The sequence below is a fragment of the Pseudomonas sp. C6002 genome, assembly GCF_013385805.1.
Lineage (GTDB): Bacteria > Pseudomonadota > Gammaproteobacteria > Pseudomonadales > Pseudomonadaceae > Aquipseudomonas.
In genome coordinates this window covers 206388-224516 of sequence record NZ_JACAPH010000017.1, presented here as the reverse complement: position 1 = coordinate 224516, position 18129 = coordinate 206388, and the positions used below count along the sequence as shown (strand labels likewise).

24 protein-coding genes are annotated in these 18129 nt (G+C 59.6%); 11 read left to right on the top strand and 13 right to left on the bottom strand.

Annotated features, from left to right (window positions below):
- Window positions 1–101: 101 nt before the first annotated feature.
- The 7 genes from murA to HX817_RS11335 form a co-directional block, all read right to left on the bottom strand.
- Window positions 102–1367 (bottom strand): UDP-N-acetylglucosamine 1-carboxyvinyltransferase, encoded by a 1266-nt coding sequence (gene murA, locus HX817_RS11365; RefSeq protein WP_003216140.1) that lies wholly within the window; start codon window positions 1365–1367, stop codon window positions 102–104.
- A gap of 23 nt (window positions 1368–1390) precedes the next feature.
- On the bottom strand, window positions 1391–1630 hold the full coding sequence (locus HX817_RS11360; protein ID WP_008434291.1) for a BolA family protein: 240 nt from the start codon (window positions 1628–1630) through the stop codon (window positions 1391–1393).
- A 114-nt stretch (window positions 1631–1744) separates the two neighbouring features.
- Window positions 1745–2050 (bottom strand): lipid asymmetry maintenance protein MlaB, encoded by a 306-nt coding sequence (locus tag HX817_RS11355; RefSeq protein ID WP_003216137.1) that lies wholly within the window; start codon window positions 2048–2050, stop codon window positions 1745–1747.
- Window positions 2047–2700 (bottom strand): phospholipid-binding protein MlaC, encoded by a 654-nt coding sequence (locus HX817_RS11350; RefSeq protein WP_177040257.1) that lies wholly within the window; start codon window positions 2698–2700, stop codon window positions 2047–2049. Before HX817_RS11350 ends, HX817_RS11355 begins: the two co-directional genes overlap by 4 nt.
- An 11-nt stretch (window positions 2701–2711) precedes the next feature.
- Window positions 2712–3179, bottom strand: a complete 468-nt coding sequence (mlaD, locus tag HX817_RS11345) for an outer membrane lipid asymmetry maintenance protein MlaD (RefSeq protein ID WP_003216133.1) — start codon at window positions 3177–3179, stop codon at window positions 2712–2714.
- Window positions 3179–3976: a lipid asymmetry maintenance ABC transporter permease subunit MlaE gene (gene mlaE / locus HX817_RS11340; protein WP_003216131.1), complete on the bottom strand. Its 798-nt coding sequence runs from the start codon at window positions 3974–3976 to the stop codon at window positions 3179–3181. Before mlaE ends, mlaD begins: the two co-directional genes overlap by 1 nt.
- Entirely contained in the window at window positions 3976–4785 is an 810-nt protein-coding gene (locus tag HX817_RS11335; RefSeq protein ID WP_177040256.1) for an ATP-binding cassette domain-containing protein, read from the bottom strand. The genes mlaE and HX817_RS11335 overlap by 1 nt, the downstream gene beginning before the upstream one ends.
- A 292-nt stretch (window positions 4786–5077) precedes the next feature.
- On the opposite strand from HX817_RS11335, the gene HX817_RS11330 reads away from it, so the two are divergent.
- The 10 genes from HX817_RS11330 (at window position 5078) to HX817_RS11285 (ending at window position 12127) form a co-directional block, all read left to right on the top strand.
- Window positions 5078–6052 carry a KpsF/GutQ family sugar-phosphate isomerase gene (locus HX817_RS11330; RefSeq protein ID WP_003216126.1) on the top strand — a complete coding sequence of 325 codons (975 nt, stop codon included), beginning with the start codon at window positions 5078–5080 and terminating at the stop codon, window positions 6050–6052.
- Window positions 6053–6577 (top strand): HAD family hydrolase, encoded by a 525-nt coding sequence (locus HX817_RS11325; RefSeq protein ID WP_087692862.1) that lies wholly within the window; start codon window positions 6053–6055, stop codon window positions 6575–6577. It abuts the gene before it with no gap.
- An 8-nt stretch (window positions 6578–6585) separates the two neighbouring features.
- On the top strand, window positions 6586–7158 hold the full coding sequence (gene lptC, locus HX817_RS11320) for an LPS export ABC transporter periplasmic protein LptC (protein ID WP_003216122.1): 573 nt from the start codon (window positions 6586–6588) through the stop codon (window positions 7156–7158).
- Window positions 7145–7717, top strand: a complete 573-nt coding sequence (lptA, locus tag HX817_RS11315) for a lipopolysaccharide transport periplasmic protein LptA (RefSeq protein WP_023659193.1) — start codon at window positions 7145–7147, stop codon at window positions 7715–7717. Before lptC ends, lptA begins: the two co-directional genes overlap by 14 nt.
- Window positions 7717–8442, top strand: a complete 726-nt coding sequence (gene lptB, locus HX817_RS11310; protein WP_003216119.1) for an LPS export ABC transporter ATP-binding protein — start codon at window positions 7717–7719, stop codon at window positions 8440–8442. Before lptA ends, lptB begins: the two co-directional genes overlap by 1 nt.
- Window positions 8443–8626: 184 nt before the next feature.
- Window positions 8627–10120 carry an RNA polymerase factor sigma-54 gene (locus tag HX817_RS11305; RefSeq protein ID WP_177040255.1) on the top strand — a complete coding sequence of 498 codons (1494 nt, stop codon included), beginning with the start codon at window positions 8627–8629 and terminating at the stop codon, window positions 10118–10120.
- Window positions 10121–10195: 75 nt separating this feature from the next.
- Window positions 10196–10501 carry a ribosome hibernation-promoting factor, HPF/YfiA family gene (hpf, locus tag HX817_RS11300; protein ID WP_003216115.1) on the top strand — a complete coding sequence of 102 codons (306 nt, stop codon included), beginning with the start codon at window positions 10196–10198 and terminating at the stop codon, window positions 10499–10501.
- Window positions 10502–10513: 12 nt separating this feature from the next.
- Entirely contained in the window at window positions 10514–10978 is a 465-nt protein-coding gene (ptsN, locus tag HX817_RS11295; protein ID WP_003216114.1) for a PTS IIA-like nitrogen regulatory protein PtsN, read from the top strand.
- A 2-nt stretch (window positions 10979–10980) separates the two neighbouring features.
- Window positions 10981–11838, top strand: coding sequence for an RNase adapter RapZ (gene rapZ / locus HX817_RS11290; RefSeq protein WP_003216111.1), 858 nt, complete (start codon window positions 10981–10983; stop codon window positions 11836–11838).
- Window positions 11839–11854: 16 nt separating this feature from the next.
- Window positions 11855–12127 carry an HPr family phosphocarrier protein gene (locus HX817_RS11285; protein ID WP_003216108.1) on the top strand — a complete coding sequence of 91 codons (273 nt, stop codon included), beginning with the start codon at window positions 11855–11857 and terminating at the stop codon, window positions 12125–12127.
- A 20-nt stretch (window positions 12128–12147) separates the two neighbouring features.
- Here the strand turns inward: HX817_RS11285 and HX817_RS11280 are convergent, their stop codons facing one another.
- Window positions 12148–13149 carry an SLAC1 anion channel family protein gene (locus tag HX817_RS11280; RefSeq protein ID WP_102369902.1) on the bottom strand — a complete coding sequence of 334 codons (1002 nt, stop codon included), beginning with the start codon at window positions 13147–13149 and terminating at the stop codon, window positions 12148–12150.
- A 114-nt stretch (window positions 13150–13263) separates the two neighbouring features.
- On the opposite strand from HX817_RS11280, the gene HX817_RS11275 reads away from it, so the two are divergent.
- Window positions 13264–14214 (top strand): GlxA family transcriptional regulator, encoded by a 951-nt coding sequence (locus HX817_RS11275; protein ID WP_087692865.1) that lies wholly within the window; start codon window positions 13264–13266, stop codon window positions 14212–14214.
- Between the two features lie 13 nt (window positions 14215–14227).
- Here the strand turns inward: HX817_RS11275 and HX817_RS11270 are convergent, their stop codons facing one another.
- From HX817_RS11270 to HX817_RS11250, 5 genes are read right to left on the bottom strand one after another with little or no spacing between them, the layout of a single operon-like run.
- Window positions 14228–15121: a ZIP family metal transporter gene (locus tag HX817_RS11270; RefSeq protein WP_087692866.1), complete on the bottom strand. Its 894-nt coding sequence runs from the start codon at window positions 15119–15121 to the stop codon at window positions 14228–14230.
- A gap of 31 nt (window positions 15122–15152) precedes the next feature.
- Window positions 15153–15764 (bottom strand): superoxide dismutase, encoded by a 612-nt coding sequence (locus HX817_RS11265; protein WP_008434313.1) that lies wholly within the window; start codon window positions 15762–15764, stop codon window positions 15153–15155.
- A gap of 1 nt (window position 15765) precedes the next feature.
- Window positions 15766–16209, bottom strand: coding sequence for a hypothetical protein (locus tag HX817_RS11260; protein ID WP_003216099.1), 444 nt, complete (start codon window positions 16207–16209; stop codon window positions 15766–15768).
- 27 nt (window positions 16210–16236) lie between these two features.
- Entirely contained in the window at window positions 16237–17613 is a 1377-nt protein-coding gene (locus tag HX817_RS11255; protein ID WP_008434316.1) for an aspartate ammonia-lyase, read from the bottom strand.
- Window positions 17606–18001 carry a FagA protein gene (locus HX817_RS11250; RefSeq protein WP_087692868.1) on the bottom strand — a complete coding sequence of 132 codons (396 nt, stop codon included), beginning with the start codon at window positions 17999–18001 and terminating at the stop codon, window positions 17606–17608. Before HX817_RS11250 ends, HX817_RS11255 begins: the two co-directional genes overlap by 8 nt.
- Window positions 18002–18129 lie beyond the last annotated feature (128 nt).

Below are 18129 nucleotides of genomic sequence, written 5' to 3'. Positions count from 1 at the left end.
GCGAAGCGGCCCTGATCTTTGTTTAAAAAGACTGGGACTGCTGCGCAGTCCAGCGGGAGCAAGCTCCCTCGCCACAATGAACGTGTTTGCAGTTCCTGGAACTAGCCCGGTACGCGGCGGATTTTCGCGCCGAGCATCTGCAGCTTCTCTTCGATGCACTCGTAACCACGGTCTATGTGGTAGATGCGGTCGATGAGGGTGTCGCCGTCAGCGCACAGCGCCGAGATCACCAGGCTGGCGGAGGCACGCAGGTCGGTAGCCATCACTGGCGCGCCCTTGAGCTTCTCGATGCCGGTCACGATGGCGGTGTTGCCTTCGACCTGGATCTTGGCGCCCATGCGGTGCAGCTCGTACACGTGCATGAAGCGGTTTTCGAAGATGGTCTCGATCACGGCACCGGTGCCTTCGGCAATCGCGTTCAGGGAAATGAACTGCGCCTGCATGTCAGTCGGGAACGCCGGGTACGGAGCGGTACGCACGTTAACGGCTTTTGGCCGCTTGCCATGCATGTTCAGCTCGATCCAGTCTTCACCGGTGGTGATCTCGGCGCCGGCTTCCTTGAGTTTTTCCAGGACGGCTTCAAGGATGGTCGGATCAGTGTCCTTGACCTTGACACGGCCACCGGTGACGGCAGCCGCGACCAGGTAGGTACCGGTCTCGATGCGGTCCGGCATCACCTTGTAGGTAGCCGAATGCAGGCGTTTCACGCCATCAATGGTGATGGTGTCGGTGCCGGCGCCGGTGATGTTGGCACCCATGGCGATCAGGAAATTGGCCAGGTCGACCACTTCCGGCTCGCGCGCGGCGTTTTGCAGCACGCTGCGGCCATTGGCCAGGGCAGCGGCCATCATGATGTTCTCGGTACCGGTCACACTGACGGTATCAAAGAAGAAGTTTGCGCCACGCAGGCCGCCTTCCGGCGCCTTGGCCTTGATGTAGCCGCCTTCGACGTCAATGGTTGCACCCATGGCTTCGAGGCCACGGATGTGCAGGTCCACCGGACGCGAACCGATGGCGCAACCGCCAGGCAGTGCGACTTCGGCTTCGCCGAACCGGGCAACCATCGGGCCCAGGACCAGGATCGAGGCGCGCATGGTTTTCACCAGCTCGTACGGTGCGATCAGGGTCTTGATGGTGCGCGGGTCGATTTCGACGCTGAGTTTCTCGTCGATCACCGGCTCGATGCCCATGCGACCGAACAACTCGATCATGGTGGTGATGTCATGCAGGTGCGGCAGGTTGGCCACGGTAACCGGGCCATCGCACAGCAAGGTCGCTGCCAGGATCGGCAGGGCGGAGTTCTTCGCCCCGGAAATACGGATCTCGCCGTCAAGACGAGCACCGCCGGTAATAATCAATTTATCCATAAGAATCTCGACGCCTTGGGGGCTCAGGTGCGCTCGGCCCAGGCCGCGCGGCTGAAAAATTTCATAGTGACCGCATGGATGCTGCCATCGGTGATCCACGGGTTCAAATGGGCATAGATCTGCTGCTGACGCTTGACCGGGCTCAATGCCGCCAGTTCATCGCTAATCACGTTCAGCTGGAAATTGCAGCCTTCGCCCTCAACTTCAACATTAGTTTCGGGCAGCTTTCCTTCAAGGAAGCTTTTAACTTCTAGGGCCTGCATGATCAACCTCTATGGGCGCCCAGTGCGCGCGGGTCGCACATCATACAAAAAAGCCCCGCGCCTGCGAACCCCGCATAGCAGGACTCTGACGGGGGGCTTCTTTAATAATGTGTATTAAGGATGCGCCAACAGCTCGGTCAGACCGGAAACCTCAGCGATTTCACGCATGTCTTCGGGCAATGCACGAATGCTCACCGGCTTTTTGACGGCCTGTGCATCGCGCATGAAACACAGCAGCAACGACAAGCCGACGCTGCTGGACTTCACCACCGCCGAGCAATCCAGCACCAGCGCAGGAGCGGTACTGGCATTAATCAGCGCCTGGCCCTGCTTGCGCAGGGCGGGTCCAGTGCTGTAATCCAGCACGCCGCTGAGCAACAGCTCACCGGACTCGCCAAGGCGAATGGCCGACTCGGTCATTGGGCAGGCTTCCCGGCAGCTTTGTCGGTTTCTTCCTTGGCCTTGGCCACTTCACCGGCCCAACCGTTGATGGTTTTGTCCAGGTCGTTGCCATTGCGCTGCATGGCATCCGCGAACTGGTCACGGAACAGCTTGCCAATGTTGATGCCGTTGATGATCACGTTACGCAGTTTCCACTCGCCGTTGACCTTCTCGAGCGTGTACTGCACAGGGTAGACCGCACCGTTGTTGCCCTTGACGCTCATGTTGACGCTGGTGCGGTCACCTGACTCATCCCCGGCAGGGGCGACGGTAATCCCCTGGTTGTTGTACTCCAGCAGGGCGTTGCCGTAGAACTGGAACAAGCCCTTCTTGAAGTTTTCCTGGAATGTCTGCATCTGCGCAGGCGTAGCCTTGCGCGAATACTTGACGGTCATGATGCTTTTGGAAATACCTTCAGCATCAACAACAGGCCCGACAATCGTGTTCAGCGCGTTATAGAACTGACTCGGGTCCTGCTTGTACTTTTCCTTGTTGGCACTCAGGTCAGCCAACATCTTGTTGGTGGTGTCCTGCACCAGGTCATGCGCAGAACCGCCGGCAGCGGCGCTAGCCATCAACGGCAGTGCCGCGAGCAGTACCAACAGGCCACGTCGCAAAGTAGAGATCATGAACACATTCCTCATTTGGCGTCTTTATTGACGGTATTGAGCAGGAATTTACCGATCAAGTCCTCCAGCACCAACGACGACTGTGTGTCATGAATGGTCGAACCATCCTTGAGCAGGGCAGATTCCCCGCCGACGCTGATGCCGATGTACTTCTCGCCCAGCAGGCCAGCGGTGAGGATAGACGCAGTGGAGTCAGTCGGCAGGTTATCTACCTTCTTGTCCACCTGCATGGTCACACGGCCGGTGAAGCTGTCGCGGTCCAGATCGATTGCCGTGACCTTGCCGATGGTTACACCCGCCATGGTCACTTTAGCTCTGACAGTCAAACCGGCGATATTGTCGAAGTAGGCGTAAAGTTTATAAGTATCGGCGGTGGGGCTGGCCGATAGGCCGCTGACTCGCAGGGCGAGCAACAGTAAAGCCAGGATGCCAGCCAGCAAGAAAAGGCCGACACCGATTTCCACAGTGCGGTTTTGCATCAGAAATCTCCAAACATCAAGGCGGTCAAAATGAAGTCAAGGCCCAGTACCGCCAGCGAGGCGTACACAACGGTCTTGGTGGTGGCGCGACTGATCCCTTCTGAGGTGGGCTCACAGTCATAGCCTTGGAATACGGCGATCCAGGTCACTACAAAGGCGAAGACGATGCTTTTAATGATGCCGTTGAGCACGTCGCCGCTGAAGGTCACGCTGTTTTGCATGTTGCCCCAGTAGGAGCCGTCGTAGACCCCCAGCCAGTCAACCGCCACCCATGAACCGCCCCAGATCCCGACCACGCTGAACACCATCGCCAGCAGTGGTAGGGAAATGAAGCCGGCCCACAGGCGCGGGGCAACAATGTACTTGAGTGGATCGACGCCGATCATTTCCAGGCTGGACAGCTGCTCGGTGGCCTTCATGTTGCCGATTTCGGCCGTCAGCGCAGAACCTGCGCGCCCGGCAAACAGCAGCGCGGTCACCACCGGGCCCAACTCACGCAACAGCGTCAGGGCAACCATCTGCCCAACAGCCTGTTCGGACCCGTAGCTGGAGAGGATATTGAAGCCTTGCAGCGCCAGCACCATGCCGATGAACACCCCGGAAACCACGATGATCACCAGGGACATCACGCCCACGGAGTGCAGTTGCTTGATCAGCAGGCCGAAACCGCCGCCAATACCGCCGCGGCCGAGTAAGGCATGAAACAGGAAAATCGTCGAACGCCCCAGCACACCGATGATATCGATGCCGGAGCGACCGAAAAGGCGAACCTTTTCGAGTAATGATGTCTTGCGCATCAGCGCTTCCCCAGAAGATCTGAGCGGTAGTCCGCTGCCGGAAAGTGAAAAGGCACCGGGCCATCGGGATCGCCGGTCATGAATTGGCGAATGCGCGGGTTGTCTGCGTTCATCAGTTCTTCAGGCGTGCCCTGCCCCAGCACCTGGCCATCGCCCACTACATATAGGTAGTCGGCAATGCTCGCGGTCTCGGCCAGGTCGTGGGAAACCACGATACTGGTGATACCCAACGCATCATTGAGCAGGCGGATCAGGCGTACCAGCACCCCCATGGCAATCGGGTCCTGGCCAACGAAAGGCTCGTCGTACATGAGAATCTGCGGGTCGAGGGCGATGGCACGCGCCAGGGCGACACGACGCTTCATGCCTCCGGACAACTCGTCGGGCATCAAATCGATAGCACCGCGCAGCCCGACGGCCTGCAATTTCAGTAACACAATGTCACGAATAATTTCATCGGACAGCTGTGTATGCACCCGCAGCGGGAACGCCACGTTTTCGAAAACATCGAGATCGGTAAACAACGCGCCGCTCTGGAACAGGACGCCCATGTGTTTGCGGGCATCGAACAGGTCACTGCGCGAAAGGGTCGGCAAGTTCTGGCCATTGACCCAGACTTCACCGGCGGAGGGGCGCAATTGCATGCCCATCAGGCGCAGCAGCGTAGTCTTGCCGCAGCCGGAAGGCCCCATGATGCCCGTGACTTTGCCGCGGGGAATGCGAATATCCACATTATTGAAGATGCTGCGCGTACCGCGCTTGAAGGAAAGGCCCTTCAGCTCGACCGCGTAGGCGTTATCGGCACTCATCTAAACTCCTTGGGATGCAGCCTTTCACTCAGACACTTTGTTTTCGACAAATGCTTGCGCCGAATAGACAAAAAGGCCGTGCGGACCGAACTGGCCGCGAACTATATCACTGCTGGTACAGCGCCCCCAAGGCCGGAACAGAGCTTGTTCAGAAACAGGACAGCTAAAAAATCCTGGCTGAGGTTCAATCTCAACCACAGGTGGATTGAATAAAGCCTGACGAACTTGTGTGAGGGAATTGATCATTACCGTTATAATCGCCGACTTTTCGTCAGGCTATACGATTTCAGACATGAGCCAATCCAGCGACCTTATTCAATCCGCACAACGCACCATCCGCCTCGAGCTTGAAGCCGTAGAAGGCTTGCTGGCCCATATCGACGCGGATTTCGTACGCGCCTGCGAGATGATTCTGGCCAGCAAGGGCCGCGTAGTGGTGGTCGGCATGGGCAAATCCGGGCATGTCGGCAACAAGATCGCCGCCACCCTGGCGAGCACCGGGACCACCGCGTTCTTCGTGCATCCGGCCGAAGCCAGCCACGGCGACATGGGCATGATCACCCGGGACGACATCATCCTGGCACTGTCCAACTCCGGCACCACCAACGAAATCGTGACCCTGCTGCCGCTGATCAAGCGCCTGGGTATCCAGCTGATCAGCGTGACCGGCAACCCGGACTCGACGCTGGCAAAAGCCGCCGAAGTGAATTTGAACGTGCACGTTGCCCACGAGGCCTGCCCGCTGAACCTGGCACCGACCTCCTCCACCACCGCTGCCCTGGTCATGGGCGATGCGCTGGCCGTGGCATTGCTGGAAGCCCGCGGGTTTACCGCCGAAGACTTCGCGTTTTCCCACCCGGGCGGCGCCCTTGGCCGTCGCCTGCTGCTGAAAGTGGAAAACGTCATGCACGCCGGCGACGAGCTGCCACAGGTGCCACGCGGCACCTTGCTGAAAGATGCCTTGATGGAAATGACCCTCAAGCGCCTGGGCATGACCGTAATCCTGGAGTCCGACGGGCGGCTGGCCGGGGTCTTCACCGACGGCGACCTGCGCCGCACCCTGGACCGCAACCTCGACATCCAGACCGCCACCATCGACGAAGTCATGACGCCTCACGGCAAGACCGCACGCCCTGACATGCTCGCGGCCGAAGCACTGAAGATCATGGAAGACCACAAGATCCTGGCGCTGGTGGTGGTCGACAGCGACGACCGTCCGGTTGGCGCCCTGAACATGCACGACTTGCTGCGTGCGGGAGTGATGTAAATGACCACCGACCTGTTGCAACGGGGCAAGCACATCAAGCTGGCGATTTTCGACGTCGACGGCGTGCTGACGGATGGCCGCCTGTACTTTCTGGAAGACGGCAGCGAATTCAAGACGTTCAACACCCTCGACGGCCAGGGCATCAAGATGCTGATGGCGGCGGGCGTGCAAACCGGCATCATCAGCGGTCGCAAGACCCCGGTTGTGGAACGCCGCGCACAAAACCTGGGTATTCCTCACCTGTATCAGGGCCGCGAGGATAAACTGGTGGTTCTGGACGAGCTTCTTGGCCAACTCAACCTAAGCTATGAGCAGGTTGCGTACCTGGGTGACGATTTACCCGACCTGCCGGTGATTCGCCGGGTCGGCCTGGGCATGGCCGTGGCCAATGCGGCGGCGTTCGTTCGCGAACACGCCCATGGTGTAACCACCGCCCGCGGCGGCGAAGGCGCCGCCCGCGAGTTCTGCGAGTTGATTCTGCGCGCCCAAGGCAGCCTTGAAGCGGCCCACGCCGCCTACCTATAGAGCGTTTTATGCTGAGTAAAAAGATTCGCAATTTCCTGATACTTGCAGTCATCGCCGCGGTTTTCCTCGCGGTCGGCTACTGGAATATCAGCCCGGAGCGCTTCCTCGACAAGCCGGTTGCACAGGTTGACGAGAGTGCTATCGACTATTACGCCATCAACGCCCACAGCATCCAGTACCTGCCCGATGGCAAGGTCCAGTATGAAATGACCTCCGACAAGGTCGAACACTTGAAGGCATCCGAGGTCACTTTGCTGACCAAGCCGGACATGAACCTGTACCGCGGCGCCGAATTTCCGTGGCACGTCACCAGCGAGCGTGGCGAGGTCAACCCGGACGGCACCCAAGTGGAACTGATTGACTCGGTGCGGGTAGCCCGCACTGACGCCAAGAACCGCGACACCATTATTACCAGCAGTCGCATGACCGTATTCCCACAGAAGCAATATGCGCAGACCGAGCAAGACGTTAGAATTGACGGCGCTGGCGGTGTATCGACTGGCAAGGGAATGAAAGCGTATTTGAAAGAAAGCAGGATACACCTGCTATCGAACGTAAGAGGACAGTATGAGGCTCGTTAAAACCCTCCCTATTTTGCTCGGCCTGGGCGCAGCACTGGGAAGCGTGAGCGCCTGGGCTCTGCCGAACGATAGCCAGCAACCGATCCACATTCAGGCTGACGATGCGCAGCTGGATGACAAGCAAGGTATCGCGACCTACACGGGCAGCGTGATCATCACCCAGGGCTCGATGAAAGTGACGGGTAACACCGTGACACTGACTCGTACCCCGGCGGGCGATATCGACGTGGTCACTTCGGTGGGCAACCTGGCGTATTTCGAACAACTGCAGAAAGTGGGCGACCCTACGCCGGTCAAAGGCTATGGCAAGACGATCCAGTACCACGCCCAGCAAAACCGCATCGTGCTGATCGACCAGGCCCGGGTCATCAATGACGGCAACACCACCGACGGCGAAAAAATCGTCTACGACACGGTGAAGCAGATCGCCCAGGCCGGCCGTGCTACCGGCTCGAAAATCAGCACGCCGAAGCCGCGTATCGACATGGTTATTCAGCCGAAGCAGAAACCGGGCGCAGCCCAGCCGGCGCCGAAACCCGACGCAAAGAAGGCGAATTAATGGCAACCCTGAAAGCCCAGCATCTGGCCAAGGCTTATAAAAGCCGTCAGGTCGTGCGTGACGTCAGCCTGTCGATCGACAGCGGCCAGATCGTCGGCTTGCTCGGCCCCAACGGTGCCGGCAAGACCACCTGCTTCTACATGATCGTCGGCCTGGTGCAGGCCGATCAAGGCCGCGTCCTGATCGACGACCTGGACGTAAGCCACCAGCCTATGCACGGCCGTGCGCAAGCGGGTATCGGCTATCTTCCCCAGGAAGCATCGATCTTCCGCAAACTGTCGGTTTCCGACAACATCATGGCCATCCTCGAGACCCGCAAGGAACTCGACCGCGCCGGGCGCAAGAAAGAGCTGGAAAGCCTGCTGCAGGAATTCCACATCAACCACATTCGCGACAACCTCGGCATGAGCCTTTCCGGCGGCGAGCGTCGTCGTGTGGAAATCGCCCGCGCGCTGGCCACGGCGCCCAAGTTCATCCTGCTGGACGAACCTTTCGCCGGTGTCGACCCGATCTCGGTCGGCGACATCAAGCAGATCATCCATCACCTCAAGGCCAAGGGCATCGGTGTATTGATCACCGACCACAACGTCCGTGAGACACTCGATATCTGCGAAACCGCCTACATCGTCAACGATGGACAGCTGATTGCCGAAGGTGACTCTGCCACTATCCTGGCCAACGAACTGGTCAAGGAAGTGTATCTGGGTCACGAGTTCCGCCTGTAAACACGGTGGTATCAGGCCATTCGCCATGGAGCGCGGTAGTCAATAAAAACCTCAGTATTTTTATTGTTACCGCGCTCTAGGCAAAGCCCCCGATATCAGGCATATAATTTGCTTATGTTTGGCGCTCACGCGCCCTGTCGTGGATGGCGCATTGCGCCGGCGAATAAGGTGTTAAGCCCCTGCCATGAAACCATCGCTAGTCCTGAGAATGGGCCAGCAGCTGACGATGACACCGCAGCTGCAACAGGCCATCCGCCTGCTCCAATTGTCGACCCTGGACCTGCAACAGGAAATCCAGGAGGCCCTGGAGTCCAATCCGATGCTCGAACGCCAGGAAGAAGGCGACGACTTCGATAATGCAGACCCGCTGGCCGACAACATCGAGCAAAAGCCCAACCCCGACGTACAGGAACCCTCCTACCAGGAAACCGCCCCCACGGTGGATAACCTTGAGGAAGGCGAATGGAACGAACGCATTCCCAACGAACTTCCCGTGGATACCGCCTGGGAAGACGTCTACCAGACCAGCGCCAGCAGCCTGCCCAGCAACGATGAGGACGAGTGGGACTTCACCACCCGCACATCTGCCGGCGAGAGCCTGCAAAGCCATTTGCTCTGGCAGCTGAACCTGGCACCGATGTCCGATACCGATCGCCTGATCGCCGTGACCCTGATCGATTGCATCAACAACCAGGGCTACCTGGACGAGACCCTTGAGGAGATCCTCGAGGCGTTCGACCCGGAACTGGACATCGAACTGGACGAAATCGAAGCCGTCCTGCACCGCATCCAGCAATTCGAGCCGGCCGGCATCGGCGCCCGCAACCTCAGCGAGTGCCTGCTGCTGCAACTGCGCCAATTGCCGGCCAAGACGCCTTGGCTGAGCGAAGCGCAGCGCCTGGTCACCGACTACATCGACCTGCTGGGCAGCCGCGACTACAGTCAGCTGATGCGCCGCATGAAGCTCAAGGAAGATGACCTGCGCCAGATCATCGAGCTGGTGCAGAGCCTCAACCCGCGCCCGGGCTCGCAGATCGAGTCCAGCGAAGCCGAATATGTCGTGCCCGACGTGATTGTGCGCAAGGACAATGAGCGGTGGCTGGTGGAGCTGAACCAGGAATCGGTGCCGCGCCTGCGGGTCAATCCGCAATACGCAGGTTTTGTCCGCCGCGCCGACACCAGCGCCGATAACACCTTCATGCGTAACCAACTGCAGGAAGCCCGCTGGTTCATCAAGAGCCTGCAAAGCCGCAACGAAACCCTGATGAAAGTCGCCACCCAGATCGTCGAGCACCAGCGCGGCTTCCTGGAATACGGCGATGAAGCAATGAAGCCGCTGGTACTGCACGACATCGCCGAGGCGGTGGGCATGCACGAATCAACGATTTCCCGGGTGACCACGCAAAAATTCATGCATACCCCACGGGGTATATATGAGCTGAAATACTTTTTCTCCAGCCACGTCAGCACCTCCGAAGGCGGCGAATGCTCGTCCACGGCGATCCGCGCGATCATCAAAAAACTGGTTGCCGCGGAAAATCAGAAAAAGCCGTTGAGTGACAGCAAGATCGCTGGTTTACTGGAGGCACAAGGCATTCAGGTCGCCCGTCGAACCGTCGCCAAGTACCGCGAGTCCCTAGGGATCGCGCCTTCCAGCGAGCGTAAGCGTTTGATGTGACGGGCGGGCCATAGCGTTCCAGTGGCGGGTATTCCTACCCGCCGCTTTATGCACTGGCAACGAAGGAGAAGCTGTATGCAAGTCAACATCAGTGGACACCATGTAGAAGTCACCCCTCCATTGCGCGAATACGTCGAGCTGAAGCTGAAGAAGCTTGAGGGCCATTTCGACAAGATCACCAACGTGCAGGTCATCATGAAGGTCGACAAGCTTCAGCAGAAAATCGAAGCGACACTTCAGATACCCGGTGGCGAAGTGGTCGCCAATGCCGAACATGAAGACATGTATGCATCAATCGACTTGCTCACAGACAAGCTTGACCGCCAACTTAAAAAGCATAAGGAAAAGCAGCAGAGCCTTCTTCAAGGCACTGGCCGCTAACACTCCCCACCCATGATCCGACTTGAAACCATCCTGACCCCCGGCCGTTCCCTCGTGAACGTGCCGGGCGGCAGTAAAAAGCGCGCCCTCGAACAAATTGCCAACCTGATCGGCCGCGAAGTGCCCGAACTGGATACGCAAGCTGTGTACGAGGCCCTGATCGCCCGTGAAAAGCTCGGCTCCACCGGCTTTGGCAACGGCATCGCCATTCCTCACTGCCGCCTGCAAGGTTGTGAGTCTCCAGTCAGCGCCCTGCTGCACCTGGACGCCCCTATCGATTTCGACGCCATCGACGGCGCGCCGGTCGACCTGCTGTTCGTGCTGCTGGTCCCGCAAGCTGCCACCGATGCGCACCTGGAGCTGCTTCGGCAGATCGCCAGCATGCTCGACCGCAAGGACGTACGCGACAAACTGCGTAGTGCCTCAAGCAATGAGGCGCTCTACCAGGTTGTCCTGGATGAACAAAACGGGCATTAATCATGCGTTTGATCATCGTCAGCGGCCGTTCCGGCTCAGGTAAAAGCACGGCCCTCAATGTTCTTGAGGACAACGGCTTCTATTGCATCGACAACCTGCCCGCCGGCCTGCTACCGGAACTGGCGGAACGCGCGCTGATTCATACCGAGCTGGCGCAACCGCTGGTCGCCGTGTCGATCGACGCCCGCAACCTGCCCAGCCACCTCACACGCTTTCCTGAACTGCTCGAAGAAGTGCGGGCCAAGCATATCCATTGCGATGTGCTGTACCTGGACGCCGACGAAGAGACCCTGCTCAAGCGCTTCTCCGAAACCCGTCGCCGCCACCCGTTGAGCAGCCCTCATCGCTCCCTGGCCGAAGCCATCGAGGACGAGACCAAACTGCTGGGGCCGATCATTGACCTGGCCGACCTCAAGATCAACACCACCAGCCTGAACCTGTATCAACTGCGGGATGCGATCAAGCTGCGTCTGCTGAACCAGCCGGAGCCGGGCACGGCGTTCCTTGTCGAGTCGTTCGGTTTCAAGCGCGGCATGCCGGTAGATGCCGACCTGGTGTTCGATGTGCGCTGCCTGCCCAACCCGTACTGGAAGCCGGAACTGCGCGATCAGTCGGGGCTGGACCAACCTGTGGCCGAGTACCTGGCGGCGCAACCGGATGTCGAGGAGATGTACCAGGACATCTCCAGCTACCTGCTCAAATGGCTGCCGCGTTTTGCGGCCAGCAATCGGGCTTATGTCACCATCGCCATTGGCTGCACCGGCGGCCACCACCGATCCGTCTACCTGACCGAACGCCTGGGCAAGGTGCTGCAACAAACCCTCAAGAACGTCCAGGTTCGCCACCGCGACCTCAGCTGAAAGGAACACCCCCGCGATGCCCGCTCTGGAAATTGAAATCATCAACAAGCTGGGCCTGCACGCCCGGGCCTCGGCCAAGTTCGTCGGCGTCGCCGGGCAGTTCCCTTGCCAGATCCGCGCCGGGCGCACCCCGGAATCCATGGTCGACGGCAAAAGCATCATGGCCATGATGATGCTGGCTGCGGGCAAGGGCACGAAGATTCATTTGAAGACCGAAGGCGAGCAAGAGCAGGAAGCGATGGATGCCCTGGTAGCGTTGATCAATAATTTCTTTGATGAGGGCGAGTAGGTAATCACCCCTCCCCTGCGTCAGTTGGACAGCAGTTTGCCGTTGAACAGAATCTTCAACGTCTTGACCGTCAGTACGGCCAGGGCGATCGTCAGGAAAGCCAGGATCAGATAGGCAATCGCTTCCAGGATCACGCCTCCTTTGGCATCGGCATATTTCAACGCAGCGTTGCTCAATGCCGCAATCGGAAAGCTGATTGCCCACCAGGCAGGAGAAAAAGGCGCGGCCTGACGGAATACTTTGAATGCCAGCACGCCAAACAGGAACAGGCCAAAGTAGAAGAGCACGCTGGCAAAATAGTCGACGCTGCCAAAGAAGTTGGTGTAAGCCAGAAAGCCGACTTCAAAGGGGGCGATAAGTATCATCAGCGAAGGTGTCATACCTTTGGCCATCACCGGCTCGTGAACCAGACGTGAAAAAATTCGCGTGAAGAACACCAGCGCAATCACACTCCCTACCGCCATCGCGAACAGATTGAACTCGTATGCCCACGCCATGGGCATGTGGGCACCTGTCACCGCGATGTCGAGCGCCGCCACCCCCGGGATCAGCCAGGCAGGCACCGCATATTGCGACTCCTGATTACCGGACAACAGTCGCGAGAGCACAATTGCCGCCAGGATCATGGTCAGCAGGCTACCCAACATCCAAAGCCCCTGGCTGATCAGGGTGCTAGCTGAGCCTACGACTGCCGACAGCAGCAGCAACGCGATCGTCACCGTGCCAAAGAAATTTCCTGATATCGGGTGATTGAACTCGGCTTTGACCGCCGCAGGGTATTTAACCCATTTGGTGAGATACCCCGCCACCAGTGCGATAAACACCAGAATGGCAAACCCACCAATGACCGCTCCGATCATTTGCGCGTAAGCCACATATTCACTGGCGGACTGCCAGGCCAGGCTCAGGCCGGCCAACCCCATCACGGCGCCAAACAAATTGATGGGAAGGTTCTTGATGGACCCCGACCGCTCGCTCGATTCGACAGCGAAGGGGGGAAGTGGCGCGTTACAGATGCTCATGCGGGTCTCCGGTTGACGATAAAGCACGTGACGGACAGTGTCGCCTACCTCCCCTCTGTCCTATAGTGTCGCTTAACGACGATTTCAGCCATTTCCACTACGGAGACCGACACCATGCGAATTGCCCTCCTGGCGTTTCCCCGTGTGCAAATGCTGGATGTCGTGGGCCCTGCCGATGTGTTCGCTGAAGCGGCCAGGCAATTGGGCAATTCCCGTGCATACCGGATCTCGGTCATCGGTACCGTCGCCGGGCAGATCAAGGGAACCAATGGGCTTCGCCTGGCCACGGATGACTCCATCGAGACGTTCAAGGGGGCTATCGATACGCTGCTGATCGCAGGAAGCCCCAGCGTGAATGACGTGGCACACGACGCCCACCTGCGGGACTGGGTGCGCTACCAGGCCACGCGCGTGCGGCGGATAGGCTCGGTTTGCAGTGGCGCTTTTGTGCTGGGGGCTGCTGGTTTGCTGGTCGGGCGACGCGTCACCACGCACTGGAATTCCAGTGCATTGCTGGCCCGGCAATACCCCGATGCCGTGGTCGAACCGGACAGCATTTTTATCCGCGACGGTAACCTGTACACCTCCGCCGGTGTGACGGCCGGTATGGATCTGGCGCTCGCGTTAGTCGAGGAGGACCACGGCCGTGATTTGGCGCTCAGTGTGGCCAGGGAGATGGTGATGTACTTCAAACGGCCGGGCGGCCAGTCACAGTTCAGCGCCCAACTGGCGGCACAGACCGCAGAGCGCACGAACATTCGCCAGATACAGACCTATATCGTCGACAACCTGGCCGCAGACCTGAGCGTGGCATTGCTGGCCCAGCGCGCTGACATGAGCGAACGCAACTTTGCCCGGGTATTCAAGGCCGAGGGTGGATTCACCCCTGCCGAGTTCGTGGAGCTGGCACGTATCGACCAGGCACGGCGGCTGATCGAAGGCTCGAATGTCTCGCTCAAACGCCTGGCCGATCAGGTCGGCTATGCCAATGTTGATGGGTTCCGGCGCGCCTTCGTTCGCCGCCTGGGCGTTACCCCCAGCGACTACCGCAAGCGCTTCTTGTAGAAGCGCGACAGCCTCAGCCCAACGCCGTATCCATCACCATCATCAAGCAAAACCCGATACACAGCCCCAGGCTGGCGAGCTTGTCATGGCCATTGCGCCGCGACTCGGGAATGACTTCGTGAGTCACCACCAGCAGCATGGCCCCGGCCGCCAGCGCCAGCCCCAGCGGCAACAGCACCTGAGCCAGGCTCACCAGCCAGGCACACAGCACCGCAAACACCGGCTCCACCAGCCCTGACGCTGCGCCGATCAGGAACGCCTTGACCCGCGACATCCCTGCCCCGGCCAGCACCAACGCAATCACCAGTCCCTCCGGCACATCCTGCAAGGCAATACCCATGGCGAGGCTGTCGGCATCTGGCATGCCGCCGCCTGCCGAGACACCCACGGCCATACCTTCGGGAATGTTGTGGGCAATGATGGCGAACACAAACAGCCAGATACGCGGCGGTATCACCGGATGATCCGGACTGCCCACCAGCATTTCCGGGCTCGCGCCGGAGACCTTGCGATCCACCAGATACAGCCCGAACGCGCCCAGCATGATGCCGAAACTGATCAATCCACTGGCGCCCCATGGCGTCAGCCCCAGGCTTTGGGCAGCCGCAATACCCGGCACGATCAGCGAAAACGCCGTAGCGGCCAACATCACCCCGGCACCGAAGCCGAGCAGCGTGTCGCTCACCGCCAATGGCATCCGGCGGATCACCAGTACCGGCACGGCACCCAGGGCGGTGCCGAGCGCGCAGATGGCCCCGCCCTGCAAGGCACGCAGGATGCGCGGTTCCAGGTCAAGCCAGGCCAGCCCTTGGGCCACCAGCAATGCAGTTCCTGCCAATAGCAGCAGCGAGCCAAACGCATAACGAAACATTCGCACGCTGCTGATCGCCAGTGTTTCAGTGCCCATAGTCGGCCTTAGATCTTGTTATAGAGGAGTTTCAGCCCAGCGCAGCCTGGTAGCGGCCGGCAACTTCCGGCCAGTTGATGACGCTGTAGAACGCATTGATGTATTCCGGACGACGGTTCTGGTACAGCAGGTAATAAGCGTGTTCCCAGACGTCCAGGCCGAGGATTGGCGTATTGCCGTTCATCAACGGGCTGTCCTGGTTGCCGCTGCTTTCCACCACCAGGGTCTTTTGCGGCGTCACGCTCAACCACGCCCAGCCGCTGCCGAAACGGGTCAATGCAGCTTTGGTGAAGGCCTCTTTGAAGGCGTCGAAACCGCCCAACTGCTCGTCGATGGCGTCACCCAGCGCGCCGTCTGGCTTGCCGCCGCCCTTGGGCGACATGACAGCCCAGAACAACGAGTGGTTGGCGTGGCCGCCGCCCTGGTTGATCACCGCCGCCCGCAGCTTTTCCGGCAGTTGCTGGACGCTGGACACCAGTTTCTCCACCGGCCAAGCGGCAAACTCGGTGCCTTCGACGGCTGCGTTGAGGTTGTTGATGTAGGTCTGGTGGTGCTTGGTGTAGTGGATCTCCATGGTTTGCGCGTCGATATGCGGTTCAAGGGCATCGTAGGCGTAAGGCAAGGCCGGCAAGGTGTAGGACATATCAATGAGCTCCATAAAAAGGGCTGTTGCGGGTCGACGCATCCGATGGCGCCACGTTGCTGCCCAGCAGGCGGTGGGTACGTGGGTACTCACCGTGATCGCTGATGAAATTCAGCAGTTCGACGTAGGTCTTGCTGCTCTGGCGCAGGGCCGCTTCCCGCAATAGCGGGTTAAGACGGGTGTCTTGCATGGTCTGCAACAGGCGCTGGTGAATGGCGCAGAGGTATTCCGCGCTTTCTTCCGGCTGGTTCAGGCGCAAGTGCAGGTCGGCCAGGTTGTGATGGGAAATGACGCAAGCCGCCACCGCTTCGTCGGCATCCGCCCAGCGCTCAAACAACACTTGAGCCAGGGCCAGGGCTTGCAGGTAGGCCTCGCGGGCATCTACCAGCTCGCCCGCCATAAAGCAGCGATTGGCCCGTTCGATCGTGCGTTTCCAGTGCTCCATGGTGAGCCTCCAAAGCAGGGTCGGTGATTACACGCCGCCAGCCGTGAGCTTTTCCGGATCCAGCAGGATTTCCAGTTGGCTGCGGGGCAAGTCGGTATGTTCGAGCGCCACATCAATCACCGGGCGGCCTTGTTGATAGGCCTTCTTGGCGATTTCGGCGGCCTTTTGGTAACCGATGATCGGGTTCAGTGCGGTCACCAGGATCGGATTGCGCGACAGCGCTTCCTTGAGCTTGGCTTCGTTGACCTTGAAGCTGGCGATGGCCTTGTCGGCCAGCAGGCGGCTGGAGTTGGCCAGCAACTCCAGGCTGCCGAGCAGGTTCTGGGCAATGATCGGCAGCATCACGTTGAGTTCGAAGTTGCCGGACTGGCCGGCGATGGTAATCACCGTGTCGTTGCCGATGACTTGTGCGGCAACCATGGCGGTGGCTTCCGGGATCACCGGGTTGACCTTGCCGGGCATGATCGAAGAGCCCGGCTGCAGGCCTTCCAGCTCGATTTCACCAAGGCCCGCCAATGGGCCGGAGTTCATCCAGCGCAGGTCGTTGGCGATTTTCATCAGGGACACGGCGGTGGTCTTGAGCTGCCCGGAGACCGCGACGGCCGTGTCCTGGGAGCCGATCAGCGCGAACAGGTTCTTGCCTGGGGTGAACTGGACGTGGGTCAGGCTGCTCAGTTGCTGGCTGAAGCGCGCTGCAAACTCCGGATGCGCATTGATCCCGGTGCCGACTGCAGTGCCACCCTGGGCCAGCGCCTGCAAACTCGGCAGCAGGTCTTGCAGATGACCGATATTGGCCTTGAGCTGCTGCGCCCAGCCATTGAGCACCTGGCTCATGCGCACCGGCATGGCGTCCATCAGATGCGTCCGACCGGTCTTGACGAAACGGTGCACCTCCTCGGCCTTGTGCTCGATCACCTGGACCAGGTGCAGCAGCGCCGGCAGGGTTTGCTCATGCAGCACCAGCGCCGCGCTGACGTGAATGGTGGTGGGGATGATGTCGTTGCTGCTCTGGCCGCAGTTGACGTGATCGTTAGGGTTGACCGGCTCGCCCAGCAAGCGGCTGGCGAGGGTCGCAATCACTTCGTTGGCGTTCATGTTGGAGCTGGTGCCGGAACCGGTCTGGAAGATATCCACCGGGAAATGCTGCATGAAATCGCCTTCCAGCAAGCCTTGGGCGGCATCAACGATGGCCTTGCCCTGGGCTTCGCTCAGTTGTTTCAGCTCGACGTTGGCTTTAGCGGCGGCAGCCTTGGCCAGGATCAACGCACGAATGAACTGCGCCGGCATGCGCTGGTGGCTGATGGGAAAGTTGTTCACCGCACGCTGGGTTTGTGCGCCATACAGGGCCTCGGCGGGCACTTGCAGTTCGCCCATGCTGTCGCGTTCGATACGGGTGTTACTCATCGGAAGATCCTTGCACCAGGTCAGAGTGAGAAATGGATGGAAGCAATTCGCAGGTCGCCAATTGCCAGGCAAAGGCCTGCCAGCGCTTGAGGCGGCAGGCACAGTGGGAAAGTTTTTCCAGGTCGCGCAACGGGCGCCAGGCCTGGTCCAGGCACATGGACCGCCAGTGCCAGGGCAAGGCGATGTCGGAGGCGGTGTCCAGCAGCAGGCGGAATGAGGTTTCGCCGATGGTCCACGGGTGGGTCGCAGTGCAACAGGCGAGGTACCGGCCTTCGGCCAGGTAATGTTCGATCAGGCGGGGCTCGTCGGGAGCAAGGCCGCAACGAATCTGACGACTCATCCAACGCCAGCTTTCCAGGTAGGGATCCTCATGCAGGACAGAACTCATGATCCACACTCATCCGGTAATGATATTTATTATTAAATGATATTGAGAATCAAAACAAGAGCCTGAGGGAATCACCCGGAATTCCAGGCACAAAAAAAGGCGCGCCACCCAATGGGTGGCGCGCCTTC

What these genes read in the sequence shown, in the direction of transcription:
- murA (WP_003216140.1), bottom strand. Translation starts at nt 1,367, where the DNA reads ATGGATAAATTGATTATTACCGGCGGTGCTCGTCTTGACGGCGAGATC.
- HX817_RS11360 (WP_008434291.1), bottom strand. Translation starts at nt 1,630, where the DNA reads ATGCAGGCCCTAGAAGTTAAAAGCTTCCTTGAAGGAAAGCTGCCCGAA.
- HX817_RS11355 (WP_003216137.1), bottom strand. Translation starts at nt 2,050, where the DNA reads ATGACCGAGTCGGCCATTCGCCTTGGCGAGTCCGGTGAGCTGTTGCTC.
- HX817_RS11350 (WP_177040257.1), bottom strand. Translation starts at nt 2,700, where the DNA reads ATGATCTCTACTTTGCGACGTGGCCTGTTGGTACTGCTCGCGGCACTG.
- mlaD (WP_003216133.1), bottom strand. Translation starts at nt 3,179, where the DNA reads ATGCAAAACCGCACTGTGGAAATCGGTGTCGGCCTTTTCTTGCTGGCT.
- mlaE (WP_003216131.1), bottom strand. Translation starts at nt 3,976, where the DNA reads ATGCGCAAGACATCATTACTCGAAAAGGTTCGCCTTTTCGGTCGCTCC.
- HX817_RS11335 (WP_177040256.1), bottom strand. Translation starts at nt 4,785, where the DNA reads ATGAGTGCCGATAACGCCTACGCGGTCGAGCTGAAGGGCCTTTCCTTC.
- HX817_RS11330 (WP_003216126.1), top strand. Translation starts at nt 5,078, where the DNA reads ATGAGCCAATCCAGCGACCTTATTCAATCCGCACAACGCACCATCCGC.
- HX817_RS11325 (WP_087692862.1), top strand. Translation starts at nt 6,053, where the DNA reads ATGACCACCGACCTGTTGCAACGGGGCAAGCACATCAAGCTGGCGATT.
- lptC (WP_003216122.1), top strand. Translation starts at nt 6,586, where the DNA reads ATGCTGAGTAAAAAGATTCGCAATTTCCTGATACTTGCAGTCATCGCC.
- lptA (WP_023659193.1), top strand. Translation starts at nt 7,145, where the DNA reads ATGAGGCTCGTTAAAACCCTCCCTATTTTGCTCGGCCTGGGCGCAGCA.
- lptB (WP_003216119.1), top strand. Translation starts at nt 7,717, where the DNA reads ATGGCAACCCTGAAAGCCCAGCATCTGGCCAAGGCTTATAAAAGCCGT.
- HX817_RS11305 (WP_177040255.1), top strand. Translation starts at nt 8,627, where the DNA reads ATGAAACCATCGCTAGTCCTGAGAATGGGCCAGCAGCTGACGATGACA.
- hpf (WP_003216115.1), top strand. Translation starts at nt 10,196, where the DNA reads ATGCAAGTCAACATCAGTGGACACCATGTAGAAGTCACCCCTCCATTG.
- ptsN (WP_003216114.1), top strand. Translation starts at nt 10,514, where the DNA reads ATGATCCGACTTGAAACCATCCTGACCCCCGGCCGTTCCCTCGTGAAC.
- rapZ (WP_003216111.1), top strand. Translation starts at nt 10,981, where the DNA reads ATGCGTTTGATCATCGTCAGCGGCCGTTCCGGCTCAGGTAAAAGCACG.
- HX817_RS11285 (WP_003216108.1), top strand. Translation starts at nt 11,855, where the DNA reads ATGCCCGCTCTGGAAATTGAAATCATCAACAAGCTGGGCCTGCACGCC.
- HX817_RS11280 (WP_102369902.1), bottom strand. Translation starts at nt 13,149, where the DNA reads ATGAGCATCTGTAACGCGCCACTTCCCCCCTTCGCTGTCGAATCGAGC.
- HX817_RS11275 (WP_087692865.1), top strand. Translation starts at nt 13,264, where the DNA reads ATGCGAATTGCCCTCCTGGCGTTTCCCCGTGTGCAAATGCTGGATGTC.
- HX817_RS11270 (WP_087692866.1), bottom strand. Translation starts at nt 15,121, where the DNA reads ATGGGCACTGAAACACTGGCGATCAGCAGCGTGCGAATGTTTCGTTAT.
- HX817_RS11265 (WP_008434313.1), bottom strand. Translation starts at nt 15,764, where the DNA reads ATGTCCTACACCTTGCCGGCCTTGCCTTACGCCTACGATGCCCTTGAA.
- HX817_RS11260 (WP_003216099.1), bottom strand. Translation starts at nt 16,209, where the DNA reads ATGGAGCACTGGAAACGCACGATCGAACGGGCCAATCGCTGCTTTATG.
- HX817_RS11255 (WP_008434316.1), bottom strand. Translation starts at nt 17,613, where the DNA reads ATGAGTAACACCCGTATCGAACGCGACAGCATGGGCGAACTGCAAGTG.
- HX817_RS11250 (WP_087692868.1), bottom strand. Translation starts at nt 18,001, where the DNA reads ATGAGTTCTGTCCTGCATGAGGATCCCTACCTGGAAAGCTGGCGTTGG.